Origin of the sequence: Pseudoglutamicibacter cumminsii, from assembly GCF_003143995.1 — a bacterium.
In the GTDB taxonomy this organism is placed as follows: Bacteria; Actinomycetota; Actinomycetes; order Actinomycetales; family Micrococcaceae; genus Pseudoglutamicibacter; species Pseudoglutamicibacter cumminsii_B.
Map to the genome: position 1 here is coordinate 1 of NZ_QFWG01000015.1, position 22063 is coordinate 22063.

A 22063-nucleotide genomic window follows, 5' to 3' on the forward strand; every position below is an offset into this window, starting at 1 on the left:
GCCCAACAGTCCAACATTCCCGCAGGCACCGACTCACCATGTTACGTGCCCCTCTCGCTAGACTAGACGGGTGACTTCTACGCCTATGACTGCTTCAAACCCAGCAACCGAACCCCAGACCACCGGTGTGGAGGCGACCGCGCGCACCTACCAGGTCAACACGTTCGGCTGCCAGATGAACGTCCACGACTCCGAACGGATCGCCGGCCTGCTCGAAACCGCAGGCATGGTCCCAGTCGACGCTGACGCCCAGGAAGGCGAAGCCGACGTCGTCGTATTCAACACGTGCGCGGTCCGTGAAAACGCAGACAATAAGCTTTACGGTCACCTCGGCATGCTCAAAGCAGCTAAAGACGAAAACCCTAACCTGCAGATCGCCGTCGGCGGCTGCCTCGCACAAAAAGACCGCGACACCATCGTCAAACGCGCGCCATGGGTCGACGTCGTCTTCGGAACCCACAACGTAGGGTCCCTTCCGGTGCTCCTTGACCGTGCACGCCACAACAAAGAAGCCCAAGTTGAAATCCTCGAAGCGCTCGAGGTGTTCCCATCCACACTGCCCGCTAAGCGTGAATCACACTCCGCAGGCTGGGTCTCCATCTCAGTCGGCTGCAACAACACGTGCACGTTCTGCATCGTGCCGTCGCTACGCGGAAAAGAAAAAGACCGCCGCCCGGGCGAGATCCTCGCCGAAGTGCAAGCACTCGTCGACGACGGCGCGATCGAAGTAACCCTGCTCGGGCAGAACGTGAACTCCTACGGCGTTGAATTCGGCGACCGCCAAGCGTTCTCCAAACTGTTGCGCGCTTGCGGTGAGATCGAAGGTCTCGAACGCGTCCGCTTCACATCGCCTCACCCAGCGATGTTCACCGACGACGTGATCGAGGCGATGGCTGAAACCCCGAACGTCATGCCGCAGCTGCACATGCCGCTGCAGTCCGGCTCGGACAAGGTCCTCAAGGATATGCGCCGTTCATACCGCTCCAAGAAGTTCCTTGGGATCCTCGAGAAAGTTCGCGAGCGCATGCCGCACGCTGCGATCACGACCGACATCATCGTCGGTTTCCCGGGTGAAACCGAGGAAGACTTCCAAGAAACCATGCGTGTGGTTGAAGAGGCCCGCTTCCACCAGGCCTTCACTTTCCAGTATTCGCCGCGCCCAGGAACCCCGGCCGCAGAATACGAAAACCAGGTTCCCAAGGACGTCGTGCAGGAACGTTTCGAACGCCTCGTCGCGCTCCAAGACCGTATCTCTGCCGAGGAAAACCAGAAGCTAATCGGAACTACGGTTGAGCTCATCGTCGCTGACTCGAAGGGCCGCAAAGCTGAAGAAACCGGCCGGCTCGCGGGCCGCGCTCAAGACCAGCGTCTCGTGCATTTCTCGGTCCCAGAGGGTGCGGAAACCCCACGCCCTGGCGATGCCGTAACCGTTCCGATCACCCACGCAGGGTCCTTCCACTTGCTGTCTGACCCGAGTATCGAACAGTACAGCCTGCGCCGCACCCGTTCCGGAGACGCATGGGAGCGTGCACAAGCTGACTCGTGCTCGCCAGGCGGCGGCGCAAACGGTAAGGGCGTTTCGCTCGGTATGCCGAGCCTGCGCCCGGAAGCCTAGACATCTGCGTCATGAGCAACCCTGTCATCGCGGTGGTTGGCCCCACCGGAACCGGCAAATCGGAGCTCGCGCTCGAGCTATGCCACATGCTCGATGGCGAAGTGGTCAACACTGATGCGTTGCAGTTCTACCGTGGCATGGACATCGGTACCGCCAAGCTTCCCGTGGAGGAGCGGCAGGGGATTGAGCACCATCTGCTCGACATCATGGACGTGACCGAGGAAGCCTCGGTTGCGGTGTTCCAAGAGCAAGCCCGCGATGCGATCGCCCAGATCCAGGCGCGCGGGAAAACCGCTGTGCTCGTGGGAGGTTCCGGCCTGTATGTACGCGCGGTCCTGGACGAGATCGAGTTCCCGCCCACTGACCCGCAGGTCCGGGCCGAGATAGAAGAATGGGCGGACGGACGCACGATCGAGGAAGTCCGTGAAAGCTTGCGCGCGGTTGACCCGGAGAGTGCCGCGAAGATCAACGATCTGCGCCGGATGATCCGCGCACTTGAAGTGCACCGCATCAGCGGCCGCACCTTCACGTCCTACATGCCGCAGCGTATCTATCACCAGCCCACGCTTCAGGTGGGGCTCGACCTCGACCCGGCCATCCTCAACGAGGCCCTCCTTCGCCGTGTTCACCGCATGTATCAAGCGGGCCTGCTCGACGAGGTCCGCGGGCTCATCCCGCGCGGCCTGCGGGAGGGGAGGACCGCATCGGCGGCTATTGGATATAAGCAAGCGCTAGCGGTACTCGACGGCGAGATGAGCCAAGACGAAGCGATCGAGAGCACCCACATCGCTACGCGGCAGTTCGCCAAGCGGCAGCGGACGTGGTTCCGGGCCGATCCGCGGGTCACACATTACGATGCGGGGGCCGGCACGCGCGAGATCGCTCGCGCTTTCGTTGCAGAAGCGTTGCCTGACGCTCGGTAGGCTGGAAACATGGTTGATCCGCTTCCAAATGACGTTCCGGCCGGGCTAACTGGTGCGAGTTTCGCCCGTGTTACCTCTGGTGCTATCCCGTTTCTCATCAGCTCAGCGACCGTGAGCGAAGCCGAAGCGCAGTGGCTGTGCGATGATGCCGCGGGCCTCGGTGCGGCAGGTGTGCTGACCGTGTCTGAGCAGGGGAACGGCAGCTGGAAGTGCGTTCTGGTTGGGACATCAGGCGCACCGGTACCGGAGCTGGAGCCCGATGCGGCGCTCGCCGTCGCTGCGTACCTCGACGGCGCCGGGCAGCTGGCTAGCAACGGTTCGCAGCTTGAATTCGGGTCGGGCGAGCAGTACACGGTGGCCCGTTCGCGGAGCAACTATAAGGTCGCAGGGGTGCGGTGGTCGTTCGCGTTCCCGCAACAAGCGCAATCCGAAGCGAGCGACGGTACGGTCCATGCGGAGGGCCTCCCCGTTGCCCGGCCCTGCCTGACGATGACCGTTGGCGCGCCGGTGTCGGTGGTTGCGCTCGCCGATGTGTCCGAGCTTGAGGGGCTACGTTTGGACGGTCACGGTCCGCAATTGGATTCTGAGGTGCTCGAGCGTTCGTCGACGAGCTTCGTGGTTCCGCATGATCCGCTGGTTGAGGGCGGTATAGCCGCGGTGTCGATGCGTTTCCACCACGCGCCGGATGACCGGGAGGGTGGATCGGATTACTCGGCGGGGCAGAGGCTTTCGCGTGAATACGGTTCGAGCGCCGCAGCCGCAGTCGCGGGTTCGCTCGCATTCCAGTACTGGGCCGGAGCCGGACGTGACCTCGCCGAAGGTTGGGCCGTAAGCCAGCCAGCAGCCCTCATGGGGGTCCGGCTCGAGCCAGGTTCCGCATCGAACGCTTCCGGAACGGCGCAAGTGACGGGGCCAGCCCGGGTCGTCGCGAATATCCAGCTGAGCTAGCCCGGTCCATCTGAACAGGCCCCGCCAGCTGAGCTAGTGACTCACGCCGGGCGGGCCACGCGCAGGATGCGGAACTCTTTCTTGCGGGCGTAGCGGTCAACCGTCCAGTCGGCTGGCAGATTCTCGGCGAGCCACTTCTGCAGGGAATCTGACCCGAGGTTTTTCTGAACCACAAGATACGCCTCGCCGCCAGGGTTGAGGCGCGGAAGCCACGTCATCAGGATCTCGTGGAGCACCTGCTTGCCCACCCGGATGGGCGGATTCGACCAGATCAGATCGAAACCGACATCGGCCGGCACATCTTCAGGGGAACACACCGTGACGTTCTGAGCGCCCGCATCGGACGCGTTGAGCCGGGCGAGATCCATCGCGCGCTCGTTGACGTCCACGCCCCACACGTCCGCTTGCGGCGAGCGCAAAGCCAGGGTCAGCGTGATGGGGCCCCATCCGCAACCGATGTCGAGCATCGTTCCGCGGGCCGGCGGGGTAGGAGCTTCATCCAGCAGAATCTGGGTTCCCTTATCCACACCAGCGGGACTGAAAATGCCTGCCGCGGTGTGGACGTCAAGCTCGCGGTCTGCAAGCGAAACAGTGATGCGCTTGCGGGCTTCGGGGGTCACCGGTTCCGCTGTGAAGTAATGCTCGGCCATGGAACACAAGCCTATCTGAACCGCGGGGCTGGGTTTGGGGTCGCTGGGGATTCGATGTTCACAGGTGCCAGAGTGCCCGAAGGGCGTCCACATGCGGCGAGCGACCCTCGCTGAGGCGTAGCGGCGGCTTAGAATGGTAGGGAACCCGCGAGCGCGGGAGATACGACGTCAGGAGACCATGACCGACCACGGCAGCAACACCCCCGATACCCCTTCGGAGAAGAGCTCAACAGAACACGACCGCGAGATCCAAGCGACGATCGAAAGGATCCTCGCCGCCGATCGTGAGCGTGAGCGGCTCGCTGGCCGCGGGGGTAGCTCCGCAGATACAACAGGCTCCGCAGATTCTTCAGCGGCAGGTTCATCAGCGGCAGAAGGCGTAGAAGTAGGGGCAGAAGGCTCAGAGACGGCCGATGCGGTGGATCCGGAGGCGCAGGCTAGCGGGCGTGGGCAGCGGGGATCGTTCTTGCGCTTCGGTCAGGCTGAAGCCCTTGACGTGGGGCAGACCGAGCATTCTCGCTTCGATGGTCTGCAACAAGACCTTGAGGAGCGCCGCGCGACCCGCCGTGTGCAAGGTCTCTCGACCGAACTTGAAGACATTTCCGAGGTCGAATACCGCCAGCTTCGCCTCGAACGAGTCGTCCTGGCGGGCCTATGGTCTGACGGTACTGCCGAGCAGGCGGAGAACTCTTTGCGTGAGCTTGCCGCGCTCGCCGAAACCGCGGGATCAGAAGTGTTGGATGGCGTCATCCAGCGCCGCGTGAAACCGGACCCAGGAACGTACTTCGGTTCAGGTAAGGCAACCGAGCTGCGTGACATCGTGAACGAGGTTGGCGCGGACACCGTGATTGTCGACAGCGAGCTTGCACCATCCCAGCGTCGTGGGCTCGAAGACGTCATCAAGGTCAAAGTCATTGACCGGACCGCGTTGATCCTGGATATCTTCGCTCAGCACGCTAAATCCCGCGAAGGTAAAGCCCAGGTTGAGCTCGCACAGCTCGAATACCTCTTGCCGCGTCTTCGCGGTTGGGGTGAGTCGATGTCGCGTCAGGCCGGTGGCCAGGTCGCTGGCGGTGCCGGTATCGGTTCGCGTGGCCCCGGTGAAACGAAGATCGAGCTCGACCGTCGTCGCATTCGCAACCGGATGGCTAAGCTGCGCCGCGAAATCAAAGCCATGAAGCCCGCTCGCGAAGCCAAGCGAGCCAACCGTAAGCGTAACGCTGTTCCGTCTGTGGCCATCGTCGGCTACACCAACGCAGGCAAGTCCTCGCTGCTCAACAGGCTCACGGACGCCGGGGTGCTTGTGGAGAACGCATTGTTCGCCACGCTGGACCCAACCGTGCGTTCCGCGGAAACCCCTGACGGGATCGGCTATACGCTGACCGACACGGTCGGTTTCGTGCGCAACCTGCCGACCCACCTTGTCGAGGCGTTCCGCTCCACCCTGGAAGAAGCGGCGGGTGCCGATGTGCTGCTTCACGTGGTCGATGCATCTCACCCGGACCCGATGTCGCAGATCCAAGCGGTGCACGAGGTTCTCGCAGATGTTGAAGCGAACGGTCCCGAGATCATCGTGCTCAACAAGGCAGACCTAGCCGATACGCATACGCTGGCTCAGCTGCGCCGTAACTACCCTGAGCACGTTGTGGTTTCTGCCCGCACAGGCCAGGGGATCGATGAACTTAAGGAAGGGATCTCACGGGCGATCCCACGCCCGCACACCGAGGTTCGCGCGCTGATCCCGTACACCGAAGGTGGCCTCGTGGCGCGGCTTCACGGTCACGACGCCGAACTGCTGGAACTGGAACACGTCGAAGACGGTACGCGGATCCACGCTCTGGTTCGCCCGGATCTTGCTGACCTGCTCGCACCATACGCGGAAGCGGACGGTGGGGAAGACGGAGCGGAAGATGGCGCGGAAGACGGTGCGGACGCATGAGTCCAGGCACCCCGGAAGCCGCCGCCGCATCGGAATCAGCAACCGCATCGGGCGTTACATCAGCATCGGAATCAGCAACCGCATCAGCTGACCCCGCGGTTCAGGAGGTTGAGCGCTTGCTGACCACCGCCGTCGACAAGATGGGTGGCCAGCGTCGCGACGGCCAGCACGAGATGGCGCACGCGGTAGCGCACGCGCTCTCGTCTGGGAGGCATCTGCTGGTGCAGGCTGGGACAGGTACGGGTAAGTCCCTGGCGTATCTGATTCCCGCGATCACGCACGCGATCCATGCAGAGAAACCCGTTGTGGTTGCGACGGCGACGTTGGCGCTGCAGTCCCAGGTTGTGGGGCGTGACGTTCCGCGCTTGTTGAAGGCTTTGGAAGATGAGCTTCCACGGCCGGTTGACGTCACGCTCCTGAAGGGCCGGAACAACTACGCGTGCAAATATAAGCTGGCCGGCGGTTACCCGGAGGATAACGATGCGGGCTCGCTTTTCGATGCGTCGCTAGCTGATGCGAGTGCGGTTGACGACGGCCCGACGTCGCCCTTGGGTCAAGAGATCATGCGGATCCGTAAGTGGGCTGAGGAGAGCGAAACGGGGGACCGGGATGAGCTGGTCCCGTCGGTTTCGGATAAGGCGTGGCGTCAGGTTTCGGTGTCTTCCCTTGAATGCTTGGGCACACAGCATTGCCCGATGGCGGAGGAATGCTTCACTGAGCGTGCCCGTGGGTTGGCGGCTGAGTCCGACGTTGTGGTGACGAACCATGCGATGCTCGCTTTTTCTGCGTTCGAGCAGCTACCGGTTTTGCCGGATTTCGACGTTGTGATCGTTGATGAGGCTCACGAACTTCAGGACCGGGTCACCAACACGTATACGCGACCGTTGACGCACACTGCGATCACGCACGCCGCGCAGGGCGCTAAGAAGCATTTGAAAGTCGCGTCAAAAGCGTTATCCGATGCGGCGAAGGCTTTTGAGAAATCGGTCACGAACATTCCGACAGGGTTGCAGCCGCGCGGTTTGACGGAGGCTCAACGTGCGGCCGTGACGCAGGTTTTCGAGTCCGCGAAAGTTGTGATGTCGGATTCGAAGCGCGAGGCCGGCGATGCGGCTCCGGACGGTGGCTGGCAATCCGCGCGTTCTGCGGTGGCTCAGATTGTTGAACTGTGCGAGCGCTTGTTGAATGCCGGCCAGGGAGAAGAGGTTGTGTGGGCGTCTCGCCCCGGTAGCTTCGAGCCTGGGCGCGGCTACGTGGTTCCGGATGATTCCGAGCCGGCTTCGCTGATGGTGGCTCCTTTGTCTGTTGCGATGCAGATGCGGGATGGCCTGTTTGAGGACCGGACTGTTGTGCTGACTTCGGCGACGCTCGCGGTGGGTGAGGCTTTTGAGCCGGTTGCTGGTGGGCTCGGGCTGATGGGGCCTGAGGCTCCTGAGTGGGATTCGGTCGATGTTGGCTCGCCTTTTGAATATGAGAAGCAGGGTGTCCTGTATGTCGCTCAGCATCTCCCGCCGCCGGGCCGCGGGGTCTCTGAAGAGGCGATTGATGAGCTCGTCGATTTGATCAAGGCCTCGGGTGGGGCGGCTTTGGCGCTGTTTTCGTCCCGCCGGGCGGCTGAGGATGCGGCCGCTGCGTGCCGTGAGCGTCTTGATGTGCCTATCTTGGTGCAGGGTGAGGCGTCGATGACGGAGCTTGTGCGTGAGTTTTCTGCTGATGAGCAGACGTGCTTGTTCGGGACGATGACTTTGTGGCAGGGCGTGGATGTTCCGGGGCGTCATTGCCGCTTGGTGGTTATCGACCGGATCCCGTTCCCGCGGCCGGATGACCCTTTGATGACGGCTCGGACTCGTGATGTGAATGAGCATGGTGGGAACGGGTTTATGTCTGTTTCCGCGCATCATGCTGCGATCCGTTTGGCTCAGGGAGTGGGCCGTCTGATCCGTTCGACGGAAGACAGGGGAGTGGCCGCGATTTTGGATTCGCGGATGGCTACCCGCCGTTACGGGGCGTATCTACGTAATGTTTTGCCGCCGCTGTGGACCACTACCGACCGGAATACGGTTCTTGGTGCTTTGGGCCGCTTGCGCGAAGCCAATAAATAGGTCAAACGACCGCTAGCGCGCAGGCCTAAAACGAACGGCGTCTAGTGCGAGGGGCATCTAGCGCGAACGGCATCTAAAGCGAACGCAGCACGGATACGACGCGACCCATGATCTGAGCGTGGTCGCCCAGGATCGGTTCGTATTGGGAATTCTGAGGTAACAACCACGTGTGGCCGTCGCGCTGACGGAACGTCTTCACAGTGGCTTCATCGTCGAGAAGTGCCGCAACGATTTCACCGTTCTGAGCGGTGTTCTGGCGGCGCACGACAACCCAGTCGCCATCACAGATCGCCGCATCAATCATCGAATCACCAGAGACTTTGAGCATGAAGAGCTCGCCGTGCCCCACAAGTTGGCGCGGCAACGTCATGACGTCCTCGACCTGCTGATCAGCAAGAATCGGGCCACCCGCGGCGATGCGACCCACAAGCGGGATTGCGGCCGAATCTTCGTCGCCCTGAGCAAAATCGAGCGTCGCGGCGGTGGAAGTTGCTGGTGTCTTTGCGTGTGCCGAGCCCTGCACAATTGAGTTCACCGGTGCGAGGCCAGGGGTACCTTCTGAAGAGGCGTCTGCTGCGGCAGGGGAAACAGGCGCAGAGCTTTCCAACGTCGAGTCGGATGGATGGAGAACTTCGAGTGCGCGCGGCAACTTAGGGTCGCGGCGGATCCAGCCGAGCTTAGTGAGTTGCTGCAACTGATGCGTTACAGATGAGAGCGACTTCAACCCGACCGCATCGCCAATCTCACGCATCGTTGGCGGGTAGCCCTGCACATTCAGGAACGATTCGATGCACTCCAAAACGGAACGCTGACGAGCGGTGAGCGGCTTCGATGGGCGTGCCGTCTGTGTGTCCGGTGACGGTGTCTCGGTGCTCATTCGTTTCCCATCCTTGTCAGGTCTCCGTGCTTGATAGCTCGGCATCGTCAGTCGTCCTCAGACGCATACCGATGTTCGAATGTATGGCTTTCGCTTAGATGCGGTTTCAGTAGATCCAGTTTCAAACTGTCAGGGGGTCGTTCTTCACTGTAAATACAGGCCACATCGGTAGTTACAGCCTATACGGCTTTTGAACATATTCAAAGATATGTACGAAGTTTCTTGAGCGTGTTCGAAGATGTGTGCTAGAAAGGTATCGAAGAGATGTTCGAATAATTTTTCTGTTCGAAGTCGAAAGGAATGACCATGCTGAACTCGTCTGAGCGCACTATCAACCCTGCTGCCGCTAACGCTGCTTGTGTGGACGTCACCTCTGTAGACGTTGCAGAGGTTCGTGCAAACGAAAGCTCCGCAGCTGTTCGCTTGACCCGACGTGGCCGTTTCTTGTTTTTCGGTTTGCCGACGGTCGCGCTGATTGTTGGCATGTTCCTGATGCTCTCGGCACTGCTCCAGCCGGCACAAGCAACGACGGGTGAGGCAGTCACTGCGCAAGGTGACCGGTTGGTTGAGGTCACCGTTGCGCACGGGGATACCCTGTGGGCCATCGCGGAGCACTACGCCCCTGAGCGTGATGTGCGAGATACCGTGGCACTGATTCACAAGCACAACTCTTTTGACGGTGCTCTTGTCCCGGGTCAGAAGATCGTCGTTCCCGTCAGCTACTGACCTGACCTGCGCCTGAGTGGGCGGTCTTTCGCAACAGGGCGACCCTAATTCGAATCGCCGCTCAGCCGATCTCTAGACTTGAAGCATGTCTCAGGATGCTTTGCAACGGCTCAACCGGCTCCCACTCAGGGAGAACCTTCGCGGGCTCTCACCATACGGCGCCCCACAGATCGACGTTCCAGTCCAGCTGAATGTCAACGAGAACACGCACCCGTTGCCACAAGAAGTGATCGACGAGATCACCACGTCCGTGCAAGCGGCCGCACATACGCTGAACCGCTACCCAGACCGAGAATTCACGCAGCTGCGGACCGCGCTCGCTGAATACCTCGGCCGTGGACTCACCGCAGACAACCTGTGGGCCGCCAACGGATCCAACGAAGTCCTCCAGCAGATCCTGCAAGCCTTCGGTGGGCCGGGTCGAACCCTCCTGAGCTTCCCTCCCACCTACTCGATGTACCCGCTCCTGGCATCCGGAACGGACACGACCTACATCGCCGGTCACCGAGCAGACGACTACAGCCTCACCGCCGAATCGGCAGCGGAACAAGTTCGCGCGCACAAACCGAACATCGTCTTCTTGTGCTCGCCCAACAACCCCACCGGAACCGGCCTCGAGCTTGACGTAGTCAAAGCCGTCTACGAGGCCGGCGAAGAACCGCAGACCATCGTTGTCGTCGACGAGGCCTACGCCGAATTCGCACACGACCCGAACTCGACCGCAATCACCCTGCTTGAAGGCCGCCAACGGTTGATCATTTCCCGCACCATGTCTAAAGCCTTCGGGCTAGCAGGCGCGAGGCTCGGATACCTCGCGGCCGCCCCGGAAATCGCCGACGCGTTACGTCTCGTACGGCTTCCGTACCACCTCTCCGCAGTAACCCAAGCGACAGCACTCGCAGCGCTCAAACACACGGACGCGCTGCTGGCCAACGTTGAAGCGATCAAGGAACAACGCGACCGCATCGTCAACGAACTCAAAGACATGGGACTGAACCCAACACTGTCTGACTCGAACTTCGTAACCTTCGGCGACTTCGAAGACCCCAACGACGTCTTCGAATACCTCCTGGCCGGCGGAGTCATCATCCGCAACAACGGCCTGCCAGGAAAACTCCGTGTCACAGCAGGAACCGAAGAGGAAACCACACAGTTCCTTACGTTGATGCACCAATACATGGAACGCGCTCAGCACTAACGCGCTAAGCAGTGCGGCTCATAGTCGGACCTCCCGCCGAGTCCCTGTAGCCCATCTAACTCAACAGTTGCCCCTCATAGAATGAAGGGCAGAACACTCCAACGCCGACGCCCCACGCGTCTGGCGCAACACATGAAGAAAGCGAGCACCATGAGCGCTAAGCTGATCGGTACCCGTGAAGCGACCATGGAACGGATCACCTCCGAATCCACCGTCAACGTCACCATCAAACTCGATGGAACCGGCAAAGCGGACATCTCCACCACTGTCCCGTTCTACGACCACATGCTTACGTCGCTCGCCCGTCACTCGCTCATGGACATCACGATCAAGGCCCACGGCGACACCGACATCGACGTCCACCACACCGTCGAAGACACCGCCATCACACTCGGCGAAGTCTTCAAAACCGCACTCGGGGACAAGCGCGGCATTACCCGCTTCGGCCAAGCCACCATCCCACTCGACGAAGCCCTGGCGCGCTGTATCGTCGACCTCTCCGGCCGTCCATACGTCGTTCACGAAGGTGAACCAGAAGGTCAGCAGTACCACCTCATCGGTGGACACTTCACCGGTTCCATGACCCGCCACGTCTTCGAATCCTTCGCCTACCACGCAGGCATCTGCCTCCACATCGATGTTCTGCGCGGTCGCGACCCGCACCACATCGTCGAATGCCAGTTCAAGGCACTCGCACGCGCACTGCGCCAAGCCATCGAACCAGATGATCGGATGGGCGACATCATTCCATCCACCAAGGGAGCGCTATGACTCAGGGCCGCAGGCCACACATCGCCGTCGTGGACCACGGGGCAGGTAACGTCCGTTCAGTCCTGCGCGCATTCGAACACGTCGGCGCCGACGTCTCACTCACCGCAGACGGCGAAGAACTCAAAGCAGCCGACGGCGTGGTTCTGCCCGGCGTTGGAGCGTTCGCGAGCGTCATGCAGGCGCTCAAAAAGGGTTCGCTACTACGCCACCTCGGATACCGGATCGCAGGCGGAAAACCAGTCCTCGGGATCTGCGTAGGCCATCAAGTGCTGTTCACCGAAAGCACCGAAGGCGGCACCACAACCGCGGGCCTGGACGAATGGCCAGGTGTTGTTGAACGCCTCAAAGCTGACGTCGTACCGCATATGGGTTGGAACAGTGTCACCCCACCGGAAGACACACAGCTCTTCCGCGGCATTGAAGATGAACGTTTCTATTTCGTCCACTCCTATGCCGTGCAGAGCTGGGACTTCGACGTCGTGCAGCCCCTCATGAAACCGCCGATGGTCACGTGGTCGGAGCACGGAGGCCCGTTCATCGCCGCGGTCGAGAACGGCCCGCTCAGCTCGGTTCAGTTCCACCCCGAAAAATCCGGGGACGCCGGCGCCCAACTGATCAAGAACTGGATGGAGACACTCTGATGCCCTCACCGATCGTGTTGATGATCCTGGGCGGCCTGCTGGTGGGCGGAACGTATTCGCTCGCGCAACAAGGTGTCAAACGCGTGTGGGTTATCGTGTGCGGTGCACTCGCGGTTATGTTCTTGATCGCTGCGTGGGCCGTTGCGCAGAAAGGTCCCGACGCAGACGACAAAGGCAACGATGCCGCCGTCGCCCACAGCGAAGCGACACACATGCCCAGTGACACACCTGCCCCGTGACACACAGGCCCACCGAAGTGCCGTATCCATTCGTGAAATTCACCCCTTGAACTTTTGAGAAAGATCCCATGACTGATCACAAAGCAACTGAGAATAAGGAACTTGTTCTTTTCCCTGCGGTGGACATCGTCAACGGTCAGGCAGTGCGCCTGACTCAGGGCGAAGCTGGCACCGAAACTGATCACGGCGACCCGTTCGAAGCGGCTTTGCGTTGGCAAGAGGCCGGTGCGGAATGGATTCACGTCGTTGACCTGGATGCAGCCTTCTCTCGCGGTGACAACCGCCCGGTCCTCAAGAAGATCGCAAACGAGCTGGACCTCGAGGTTGAGCTTTCCGGAGGCATCCGTGACGATGAGTCGCTAGACCGCGCACTCGAATGGGGTGCGGCCCGCGTCAACATCGGCACCGCTGCACTCGAGAACCCAGAGTGGACCGCGAAAGCCATCGAACGCGTAGGTGACGCGATCGCAGTAGGCCTCGATGTTCGCGGAACCACGCTCTCGGGCCACGGCTGGACCAAGGACGGCGGCGACCTGTGGGACGTCCTCGCACGCCTCGACGACGCCGGATGCGCCCGCTACGTCGTGACCGATGTAACCCGCGACGGAACCATGACCGGACCTAACACCGAACTCCTCGCCGAAATCGCGAAGCACACCGACAAACCGCTCATCGCCTCCGGCGGCATGTCCACGCTCGATGACCTGCGCGCGCTCCGCGCGATGGTCGGCTCGGGTGTTGAAGGCGCGATCATCGGCCGCGCACTCTACAACGGCGCATTCTCACTCGAAGATGCGCTCGCCGTCGCGCGCGGTCAGAAGTAGAAGTAGGCCTGAAGTAAGGCCTGAAGTAAACAGAGGTAAGAACTCCATGGGCAGACACTCCGCCGCTCAAAACTCCGCTTCTGAAAACCCGGCTTCCGAGAACGCGGCCGAAAACCCCGCCAACAGCAACCCCACGCCGGGTTCGAAGCCTTTGCCGGCCCACATCCAGCAGGCTTTGCTTGCGGGAGCTGGCGGCACCTCGGACACCGCGGGGCAGTCGTGGGAGGGCCGTGACCTATCCGGTGAAGGAAACCCGCTTCACCAGTTCGATGGCGATGACGGTCTGCCGAACGAGGCACTGCAGGAAGCACTCGACGCGTTGAAGGCCGGCTATGGCCCCGAGGACGATGTGGTTGAGGCTTTGGCTGATGCGCGCGTTTTCGTCCCGATTGTGCCTCAGACAGGCCACACGGAGATCGGTGAACACGGCCATTTGGTGGAGAAGGAAGCGGACATGGCGCTGGTCATGATCGCTGCTCCAGACGGCCGGACGGCTTTGCCTGTGTTTTCTTCGGTGGATCGCCTGACGAACTGGCACCCGGACGCTCGCCCGGTTGCGGTGTACGCGCCGCGTGCTGCGCTGTCCGCGGTGGACGAGGGTGCGCAGTTGCTGGTTTTGGATCCTGGCGCGAACGTCACGTTCGTGGTGCGTCGCCCAGCCGTGTGGGCTTTGGCTCAGCAGCGACTGTGGTTGCCGAGCTACCGCGACGATTCGCTCGCCGAACCCCTTCAGCAGGCGGTTGCTGATATCGATGGCGTGGGCGCGTTGATCTTGGGCCCTGCGGACGGGATCGCGTCGCGGGCGGCCGACGGCACGGTGATGCGCGGTGGCGGCCACGGGCCTGAATTGGTGGTGACTGTAGTGGTGAACAACACGGTTACAGATCAGGATGTCTCGCGTATAGTTTCTGAGGTTCGCACTGCTCTTGAAGGTACTCAAGAGGTGCAGGAGAAAGCTGATTCGTTGACCATTAGGGTCGCTCAAGGGGGATAACGCATGACCCAAGCGGGTGTTGGAGAGCCGAACGGTGTTTTCCAGCGTTATGCACGGGTTCTGAAACGCCCGCACGTGCCAACACTTTTGTTGGTCGGTATTTTTGGTCGTTTGCCGCACTCCTCGGCCGCGATTTTGTTGACGCTGCATGTCCGCAACGCGTTGGAGATGGACTTCGCAGCGGCCGGCCTGGTTACGGCGATGCTCACTATCGGTATCGCGATCGGTTCCCCATGGCGTGGCCGGGTCGTGGACATCAAGGGTGTCCGGCGCGCGGTTCTGCCGTCGATCGTCGTCGAGGCAGGAGCCTTCGGTGCCGCTCCGTTTGTGAGCTTCGAGGTTCTGCTTGTCCTCATGTTTATGGCTGGCGTTTTCTCGCTACCGGTATTCACGGTGGTGCGTCAGTCAATGGGTGTTTTGGTGCGTGGCCCCGATCGCACCACGGCGTTCGCTTTGGACTCGGTGACCACTGAGCTCGTGTTTGTGATTGCGCCGGGCGGCATCAGTGTTTTGGCTACGGCCATTTCGACGACGGTCTCGTTGCTTTTGGTGGGCGCGCTCGTGGTGTTTGCCGGTGTGATTTTGATGATCACGAACCCGCCGACGCGTTCTTCGCAGTTGCCGTCCGCTCCGCGTGAGGCAGTTGACGACCTAGCGGCCCCGTCACACCCTCGGGATGCGCCGTCGGTTGCCGCGGTGACTGGCGCTATCCCAGTGGTTCCGCTTCCTCAACCTCAGCCTCGTCAGCGCCGACTCATGCCGTGGCTGAGCATTTCGGCGGCCGCGATGATGGTCATGGCGCTGGGCGCGGGCATGGCGCTTTCAGGTACTGAGGTCGCGGTGGTTGGCTTCAATGAGACCTTGGGCGGCGGCGGTGACACGCTGTGGATCATGTACGGCCTGTGGTGCTTTGGTTCGTTGATTGGCGGGCTCGTGTATGGCGCGTTGTCCCGTAAGTTCGATCCGTTCGCGATCATCATCGTTCTGGGTCTCACGCTACTTCCGGTCGCATTTTCCAAGACGTTGGCATTGATGTCGATCACGCTCTTCGTATCTGGCTTCTGCGTTGCGCCGTTGCTGACTGCGGCCTCGGAGCGTCTGACGGAGACTGTTCCGGAGCGTAACCGTGGCCAGGCGATGGGCTTGTATGGCTCGGCGATGACGGCAGGCACGGCAGCGGGGACACCGCTGGTGGGCATCATGCTGGATGTTGGTGGCCCGACTCTCGCGATTTCTGCGTTGGCTGGTGTCGCGGTGGCGACGGGTGCCGCTGCGATGGTTTTGCGGCAGATTCGCCGCCGCCGCAAGCGCGCGGCCCTGAACAAGTAACGGTCCAGAGCAAGTAACGGCGCAGCAAATAACTTAAACAACGACGTGGGGTGAGCTTCCGTTGGGAAGCCCACCCCACGTCGTTGGTAGTGGTGTTCGCGTTGCCGCGTTCGTGTGTTAGCTGACTGGGCCGGTCCACTTTTCGCCTGGACCCTGTCCTGGCTTGTCTGGGATCAGCGATGCTTCGCGGAACGCGAGTTGGAGGGAGCGGAGGCCGTCGCGGATTGGTGCGGCGTGCTGGGAGCCGATCTCCGGGGCACCTGCGGTCACGAGCCTGCGAGGGCTGTGATGAGTTTGCGGGCTTCGTCGAGGTCTTTGAGCTCTTCGGCGTCGGGACCTTCAGCGAGGCCGACCTTGACTGCGGCGGCTGACATGAGGTGGACCGCGGTGGTCGTGATGACTTCCACGGCTGGAACTTCTGCGATGTCGCGGAGTTCTTGCTGGGCTTCTGCGTACTCGGAGTCCGAGAAGCTATGCACGTGCTGATTCGAATTCTGATCGCTCATAATGCTAAGCTTGTCATAGACCGTTCTGCTTGTTGATGGTTTGCGCCGTAAATGTGGCGATGATCGCTGAGATTGATCGCCACGTAACGCGATGTGAAGCATTGACGTGCGGATGCGTGTTCCAGGTGAAAGAGCGCCTGGTTCACGTGTTTGGCTTGAAGCAGGAATCAAAGCGGAGGTATCCCACCCGCGATCGCCTGAGGGCGGCCGGGTCAGGTCTAGCGAAACACGCAGCGAGTCGCGCAGGAATGTGTGGCGGAAGCGTGTCTTGCTGGTATCTGGAGCCCCCGTGTTTGAACTCGGGGGCTTTTTTCGTAGGCCTTCGGGAGCGTCGGCCACACCATCGCATGAAGGAGCACTAACATCAGCGACCCACGCATCAACGATCGAATCCGCGTCCCAGAGGTGCGGTTGGTCGGACCTAACGGTGAACAGGTTGGGATTGTCCGCATCGAGGACGCCCTGCGCCTGGCGGTTGAAGCGGACCTCGACTTGGTTGAGGTTGCGCCTAACGCTCGCCCGCCCGTGTGCAAGCTGATGGACTTCGGCAAGTACAAGTACGAAGCCGCTGTCAAGGCTCGCGAAGCTCGCAAGAAGCAGACGAACGCGTCCCTCAAGGAGGTTCGTTTCCGTCTGAAGATCGACACTCACGACTACGAGACGAAGGTGCGTAACGCGCATCGTTTCTTGTCCGCGGGTGACAAGGTCAAGGCCATGATTCAGTTCCGTGGCCGTGAGCAGCAGCGTCCTGAGTTCGGTGTGAAGTTGCTTCAGCAGTTCGCTGAGGATGTGGCCGATGTGGGTGTGATTGAGTCGCAGCCGCGCCAGGATGGTCGAAACATGGTCATGGTCGTTGGCCCTCTCAAGAGCAAGGCTGAAAGCCGTAAGGCTCAGCCGGAGAAGGCACCGCGCCGCCAGCGCCGCCAGCAGCGTCTGGACACGTCGGCCCCGCAGGATACTTCCGGGCAGACGATTGCGGCATCGGCACCTGAAGCGATGCGCCGCATGGCGCAGGCCTCGAAGGACAAGACCACAGAGGACTAAGGTTCAGCGGCAACGCCAAACCAGTCCACACATATCAATAGTTTTTCTCCTCCAACCCATTTGCGGGCGAGTTCCACTCGAGGATGCTCGGCAGGTGGGGGAGGAGCCCAGCGGGCGCCCGTCACACATTGTGTGCGGGTAGCTGCACCCGGTGACCTAGGGGTCATTCGGGAAGACGTACAAGGAGAAGGCTCTCATGCCGAAGTTCAAGACCCACTCTGGGGCTAAGAAGCGTTTCAAGCTCACCGGTTCTGGCAAGATCCGCCGTCAGCGTGCAAACCGCCGCCACTACCTCGAGCACAAGTCCTCGCGTTTGACTCGTCGCCTCAAGGGCGATGTGGTTGTGGCTAAGGCTGATCAGCGCACCATCCGCCGCATGCTGGGCCTCTAAACCCACGCTGGCGTGTTCGTGCGCTAACGCGCACACATACTTGAGACCTTCAAAACTTTTCTAACTGCGTCGGCAATGTGACCGGCAGAGTGCAGTTAGACCCCACATGTTAGGAGACACACGTGGCACGTGTGAAGCGGGCAGTAAACGCCCAGAAGAAGCGTCGCGTCGTTCTGGAACGCGCATCTGGTTACCGCGGTCAGCGTTCGCGCCTCTACCGCAAGGCCAAGGAGCAGTTGCTCCACTCGTTCGTATACAACTACAACGACCGTCGTAAGCGTAAGGGTGACTTCCGTCGCCTCTGGATCCAGCGCATCAACGCTGCGGCTCGCGCTAACGGCATGACCTACAACCGTTTCATGCAGGGCCTCAAGCTCGCTGGCGTTGAGGTTGACCGCCGCATGCTTGCTGAGCTCGCTGTATCTGACGCTCACGCATTCTCGGTTCTGGTTGAGACCGCTAAGAAGGCTCTGCCAGCTGACGTGAACGCACCACGCGCGTAAGTGAAGCTGTAGCGTCGCCGAGCCGTCGTGATGGCTAGGTGCCGTGTCGCTGGGGTTCCGACTCGCAAGGGTCGGAACCCCAGCCGTTTAAGACCCCAGCTGTTTCATGCGTGCGAACTGGCTGTGTTGCCGCAAGATGGGAAGATGAGTTCTATGGAGATCATGGATAACCCGCGTGCAGACCGCGTCCGAGCTGCCGCGCACCTAGCGAAAGCCGCTGGCCGTAAAAAGGCAGGCGAGTTCCTTGTTGAGGGTCCGCAGGCCGTGCGGGAAGCGATCGTGGAGCATCGCGCTCAGCGTGGTTTTGTGCGTGAGGTGTTCATCACTGAGGACCGGATGGAGCGCGAGCCCGAGCTTGCTCAGGTCGCGGATGCTCGTGTGAACGTCGTGACGGATCGCGTCTTGGCGGCGATCGCCGATACGCAGTCCCCGCAGGGCGTGGTCGCGCGGTGCCGTATCCCACACACGACGCTCAAGCAGGCGGTCACGCCCAAGACGCGCCTTGTAGCGGTTTTGGGGCGGGTCCAGGATCCGGGCAATGCTGGCACCATCATCCGCGCCGCCGATGCCGCAGGTGCCGATGCGGTGGTTGCGCTCAAGGGAAGTGTGGATGTTTTCTCGCCTAAGGTGGTCCGCTCCACGGTGGGTTCACTGTTCCATGTTCCGGTGGTCACGGGCGTTGAGCTCGATGAGCTGACCGAGCACCTGACACGCTGCGGGATTGTTCTGCTTGCTGCCGACGGCGGCGGCGACCATGACTTGACGGTACTTGAAGACGATGCGGCTGCTCGCCGGCACGGCGTGACCGTCAAGGGGTCGATGAAGCGGCCGTCGCTCGCTACCGCGACCGCATGGCTTTTTGGCAACGAAGGCCAGGGGATTTCGGATGAAGAGCGCGCCGCATCATTCTCTACCGTTTCGATTCCTTTGTACGGGCAGGCGGAGTCTTTGAACGTTTCGACGGCGGCGACGCTGTGCCTGTATGCCTCCGCGCGGGCTCAGCGCAGCTAATGCAGGCATGGTTTTCTTGACGAAGCTAGGGCAGGAGACGCAGTGAACGACCAGACTAATGCGACAACCTCGGGCCAGGTGGTGGGGCTCGCGATCGTGGATGACCTCGTGAATGCTCAGCAGGTGCTCGCGGCACAACGCGCGTATCCGGAAGCGCTGCGAGGTCTATGGGAGTTCCCGGGCGGTAAGGTTCGCGAAGGCGAGAATCCACTGGATGCGCTTGAACGCGAGATTTCCGAGGAACTCGGGTACGCGTTCAGGGCGGGCCAGGAAATCGTTCCGCCGGCAGGTCGCGCCGGATGGCCTTTGGATAACGGGATGACGATGCGGGTCTGGACCGGGGTCTTGTTGGATGCCGATGGGGTAGTGCTGAAGCCAACGGACGTCACCTCAGGCGCTCAACCTGAAGGAGCGGACCATCTCGAAATCCGATGGCTCACATTGGACCAGAACACCGAGGAAGCTGTCGAATGGATCCCCGCGGACAAGCCGATCGTCCGTGCACTTGTCGAAGCTACGGGCAACATGCCAACATTCTGCTGACAAATGCGTTCTGCTGAGTAACGTTCTGCTGACCTATGCTCTACCGTCACAGTCTCATCGCGACGGCCCTCCAGCACCATCCTCTTCAGCGCATGGGGGTGAGGGGTGGGCGTGAAAGCCCACCCCAGACGACGCGACACCGAGGGCATCCGCGGCAACCGCATCGTCGGAGCTTCCCATGCTCACACCAGTATTAGAACACATATTCGAATGAGTGTCATCTCGGTGTTAAACTCGTGGGGAGTTCCTGAGTTCGTGCAACGTTCTTTCTATAAACACGGTGGCACCAATTAGGCTATATATGGCCCTCTGCAGTGAGAGGCGCGGCCGTCGAATGAAGTAGGAGATTATGAAGTTCACCAAACCTGTCCGAGCAATAACCGCGGCGCTATTCGCCGGCGCTCTCGCGTTGACTGGTTGCTCTGCTGGGGGTGATGGCGCTCCGAACTCGGATCCGAAAGTGAACAAATTTACCTACGATGTAGAGCTTGAAGCCGATGGTCGGACCCCGGAAAAGCTCGACGCTAACGTCGAGGTGCAGCTTGAGCTGAAGAAGGAAACGCTCAAGGAGATGCGTGAGGCATCTGGCGATGACAAGCTTTCGGCTAAGGATTCGATGGAAGGCCAGAAGAAGCTTCTGGCTCAGCAAGTCGGCATCAGCGAAGACAAGATGAAGGTCACCGAGAAATCTGAGCAGGTGGCCACGTTCAAGGCTAAGGATCTCACCGAGCAGGAGCTCGAAGCGGTGACCTCGGTCAAGGCTGGCTATACCGAAGACGGCACCTACATCGCGCAGGCCGCGCTGGCTCTCGTTGCAGGCAATCCACAGCAAGAGGTAGAAGCAGAGCTCAACTTGACTCTGCCCGCGGCGGTCACTGAGGCGAACGCTAGCGGCCAGATTAACGGCCACACCGTTACCTGGACCAGTGAAAACCTCGAAGAAGCTGTCAAGGCGAAAGACCTCCCGGAGGCTCTGATCGCTGAAACTCGTGTTGCAAGCACGGTTGATCAGACGCCGATCTGGCTCTCCGCAGTGATCTTTGCGCTCGGTGTTATCGCGGCCGCGCTCATGGTCGCGCTGGCCGTAACCCCAGGTAAGAAGGCCACGCCTGAGCCGAACACCCCAGATACCGATGCTGCTGAGGGGAACGCGTAAGCGTCGCCGGATCTTTTGTAGAGATAGGACCAATATCCATGGAGAAAGAAACTGCTGTGCCAGAGTCTCCAGCGCAGGTAGCTGCAGAGATTCCGCCGGTGCCGCATCCGACTGATGAGGCGGCAGTAGAGGCTGTTGTTGCGGCCGCGTTGGCGGCGTTTGAGAACGCAACTGACCTTGATGAGCTCAAGACAGCGCGTCTGGCTCACCTGGGTGACAAGGCGCCGATCACGCTCGCTAACCGCGGCATCGGCAAGCTGGAAAATAAGGACAAGGCAACCGCCGGCAAGCTTCTGGGCGGCGCTAAGGGCCGCATCAATAAGGCCTTGGCGGCACGCACTGAGGTTCTCGAGGCGGAGCGTGCGGCTCGTCGTCTTCGTGAGGAGACCGTGGATGTCACGGCTCAGCCGCGCCGCACCGTCCTGGGCGCACGCCACCCGCTCTCGCTGCTGCAGGAACGCGTCGCTGACGTGTTCGTTGGCATGGGGTGGGAAATCGCCGAGGGCCCCGAGGTTGAATCCGAGTGGTACAACTTCGATGCGCTGAACTTCGACCAGGACCACCCGGCACGCGAAATGCAGGACACGTTCTTCGTGGATCCGCCGTCCCAGCACCTGGTTTTGCGCACCCACACATCGCCGGTGCAGGTGCGTTCGATGCTGGACCGCGAGGTCCCGATCTATGTCCTGTGCCCGGGCCGCACGTTCCGTACCGATGAGCTGGACGCGACCCACACCCCGGTCTTCCACCAGTTCGAGGGCCTCGCGGTGGACAAGGGGCTCACGATGGCGGACCTCAAAGGAACGCTTGAGCACTTCGCTCGCCAGATGTTCGGCGTGGAAGCGAAGATCCGCCTGCGCCCGTCGTACTTCCCGTTCACGGAGCCATCCGCTGAGCTGGACATTTGGCATCCGAACGCCAAGGGCGGCCCACAGTGGATCGAGTGGGGCGGCTGCGGCATGGTGCACCCGAACGTTCTGCGTTCCGGCGGCATCGACCCGGACGTCTACTCGGGTTTCGCGTTCGGCATGGGTGTTGAACGCACTCTGATGTTCCGCAACATGGTCCCTGACATGCACGACATGATCGAGGGCGATATCCGCTTCAGCCAGCACTTCGGGATGGAGATCTAA

22 protein-coding genes and 1 pseudogene are annotated in these 22063 nt (G+C 61.1%); 20 read left to right on the plus strand and 3 right to left on the minus strand.

All coding sequences use genetic code 11. The features are described from left to right. The first annotated feature begins 85 nt into the window (after positions 1–85). The 3 genes from miaB to CAY35_RS08975 are packed head-to-tail and all read left to right on the plus strand — an operon-like array spanning position 86 to position 3486. A complete protein-coding gene (gene miaB, locus CAY35_RS08965; protein WP_109304271.1) occupies positions 86–1615 on the plus strand; it encodes a tRNA (N6-isopentenyl adenosine(37)-C2)-methylthiotransferase MiaB in 1530 nt (509 codons plus the stop codon). A gap of 11 nt (positions 1616–1626) precedes the next feature. Next, positions 1627–2538, plus strand: a complete 912-nt coding sequence (miaA, locus tag CAY35_RS08970; protein WP_109304272.1) for a tRNA (adenosine(37)-N6)-dimethylallyltransferase MiaA — start codon at positions 1627–1629, stop codon at positions 2536–2538. Positions 2539–2547: 9 nt separating this feature from the next. Then, positions 2548–3486: a hypothetical protein gene (locus CAY35_RS08975; protein ID WP_109304273.1), complete on the plus strand. Its 939-nt coding sequence runs from the start codon at positions 2548–2550 to the stop codon at positions 3484–3486. Positions 3487–3527: 41 nt separating this feature from the next. On the opposite strand, the gene CAY35_RS08980 is transcribed toward CAY35_RS08975, so the two are convergent. After that, entirely contained in the window at positions 3528–4136 is a 609-nt protein-coding gene (locus CAY35_RS08980; RefSeq protein ID WP_109304274.1) for a class I SAM-dependent methyltransferase, read from the minus strand. A gap of 178 nt (positions 4137–4314) precedes the next feature. On the opposite strand from CAY35_RS08980, the gene hflX reads away from it, so the two are divergent. Then, entirely contained in the window at positions 4315–6075 is a 1761-nt protein-coding gene (hflX, locus tag CAY35_RS08985; protein ID WP_109304275.1) for a GTPase HflX, read from the plus strand. After that, positions 6072–8177 (plus strand): ATP-dependent DNA helicase, encoded by a 2106-nt coding sequence (locus CAY35_RS08990; protein WP_109304276.1) that lies wholly within the window; start codon positions 6072–6074, stop codon positions 8175–8177. Before hflX ends, CAY35_RS08990 begins: the two co-directional genes overlap by 4 nt. 73 nt (positions 8178–8250) lie before the next feature. Here the strand turns inward: CAY35_RS08990 and lexA are convergent, their stop codons facing one another. Beyond that, the gene (lexA, locus tag CAY35_RS08995) at positions 8251–9054 is read right to left on the minus strand and encodes a transcriptional repressor LexA (protein WP_109304277.1); all 804 of its coding nucleotides are present in this window, start codon (positions 9052–9054) and stop codon (positions 8251–8253) included. A gap of 306 nt (positions 9055–9360) precedes the next feature. Between lexA and CAY35_RS09000 the strand changes: the two genes are divergently transcribed. The 8 genes from CAY35_RS09000 to CAY35_RS09030 all read left to right on the plus strand — a co-directional run bounded on the left by CAY35_RS09000 (position 9361) and on the right by CAY35_RS09030 (position 15776). Further along, a complete protein-coding gene (locus CAY35_RS09000) occupies positions 9361–9780 on the plus strand; it encodes a LysM peptidoglycan-binding domain-containing protein (protein ID WP_181377550.1) in 420 nt (139 codons plus the stop codon). 85 nt (positions 9781–9865) lie between these two features. Beyond that, entirely contained in the window at positions 9866–10978 is a 1113-nt protein-coding gene (locus CAY35_RS09005) for a histidinol-phosphate transaminase (RefSeq protein WP_109304279.1), read from the plus strand. 150 nt (positions 10979–11128) lie between these two features. Next, on the plus strand, positions 11129–11749 hold the full coding sequence (hisB, locus tag CAY35_RS09010; protein WP_109304280.1) for an imidazoleglycerol-phosphate dehydratase HisB: 621 nt from the start codon (positions 11129–11131) through the stop codon (positions 11747–11749). Then, positions 11746–12390 carry an imidazole glycerol phosphate synthase subunit HisH gene (gene hisH, locus CAY35_RS09015; RefSeq protein WP_109304281.1) on the plus strand — a complete coding sequence of 215 codons (645 nt, stop codon included), beginning with the start codon at positions 11746–11748 and terminating at the stop codon, positions 12388–12390. Before hisB ends, hisH begins: the two co-directional genes overlap by 4 nt. Continuing rightward, entirely contained in the window at positions 12390–12629 is a 240-nt protein-coding gene (locus tag CAY35_RS09660; RefSeq protein ID WP_181377551.1) for a hypothetical protein, read from the plus strand. Before hisH ends, CAY35_RS09660 begins: the two co-directional genes overlap by 1 nt. 68 nt (positions 12630–12697) lie before the next feature. Then, positions 12698–13453, plus strand: coding sequence for a bifunctional 1-(5-phosphoribosyl)-5-((5-phosphoribosylamino)methylideneamino)imidazole-4-carboxamide isomerase/phosphoribosylanthranilate isomerase PriA (gene priA, locus CAY35_RS09020; protein WP_109304282.1), 756 nt, complete (start codon positions 12698–12700; stop codon positions 13451–13453). Positions 13454–13499: 46 nt separating this feature from the next. Beyond that, complete coding sequence (locus CAY35_RS09025; RefSeq protein ID WP_109304283.1) at positions 13500–14447, plus strand: SseB family protein; 948 nt, start codon at positions 13500–13502, stop codon at positions 14445–14447. A 3-nt stretch (positions 14448–14450) separates the two neighbouring features. Continuing rightward, positions 14451–15776, plus strand: a complete 1326-nt coding sequence (locus tag CAY35_RS09030) for an MFS transporter (RefSeq protein WP_109304284.1) — start codon at positions 14451–14453, stop codon at positions 15774–15776. A gap of 117 nt (positions 15777–15893) precedes the next feature. Here the strand turns inward: CAY35_RS09030 and CAY35_RS09035 are convergent. Beyond that, a pseudogene (locus CAY35_RS09035) lies at positions 15894–16282 on the minus strand (DUF1844 domain-containing protein). Between the two features lie 405 nt (positions 16283–16687). Here CAY35_RS09035 and infC point away from each other — a divergent pair. The 7 genes from infC to pheS all read left to right on the plus strand — a co-directional run bounded on the left by infC (position 16688) and on the right by pheS (position 22063). Further along, entirely contained in the window at positions 16688–17326 is a 639-nt protein-coding gene (gene infC / locus CAY35_RS09040) for a translation initiation factor IF-3 (RefSeq protein WP_375231768.1), read from the plus strand. A 196-nt stretch (positions 17327–17522) separates the two neighbouring features. After that, positions 17523–17717, plus strand: coding sequence for a 50S ribosomal protein L35 (gene rpmI, locus CAY35_RS09045; protein ID WP_035757002.1), 195 nt, complete (start codon positions 17523–17525; stop codon positions 17715–17717). 122 nt (positions 17718–17839) lie between these two features. After that, positions 17840–18220 (plus strand): 50S ribosomal protein L20, encoded by a 381-nt coding sequence (gene rplT / locus CAY35_RS09050; RefSeq protein WP_109304286.1) that lies wholly within the window; start codon positions 17840–17842, stop codon positions 18218–18220. A 144-nt stretch (positions 18221–18364) separates the two neighbouring features. Then, positions 18365–19231 (plus strand): TrmH family RNA methyltransferase, encoded by an 867-nt coding sequence (locus tag CAY35_RS09055; protein ID WP_109304301.1) that lies wholly within the window; start codon positions 18365–18367, stop codon positions 19229–19231. A gap of 42 nt (positions 19232–19273) precedes the next feature. Further along, positions 19274–19774: an NUDIX domain-containing protein gene (locus CAY35_RS09060; RefSeq protein WP_109304287.1), complete on the plus strand. Its 501-nt coding sequence runs from the start codon at positions 19274–19276 to the stop codon at positions 19772–19774. 349 nt (positions 19775–20123) lie between these two features. After that, positions 20124–20930 (plus strand): hypothetical protein, encoded by an 807-nt coding sequence (locus tag CAY35_RS09065; RefSeq protein WP_109304288.1) that lies wholly within the window; start codon positions 20124–20126, stop codon positions 20928–20930. Between the two features lie 38 nt (positions 20931–20968). Next, positions 20969–22063: a phenylalanine--tRNA ligase subunit alpha gene (gene pheS, locus CAY35_RS09070; protein WP_109304289.1), complete on the plus strand. Its 1095-nt coding sequence runs from the start codon at positions 20969–20971 to the stop codon at positions 22061–22063.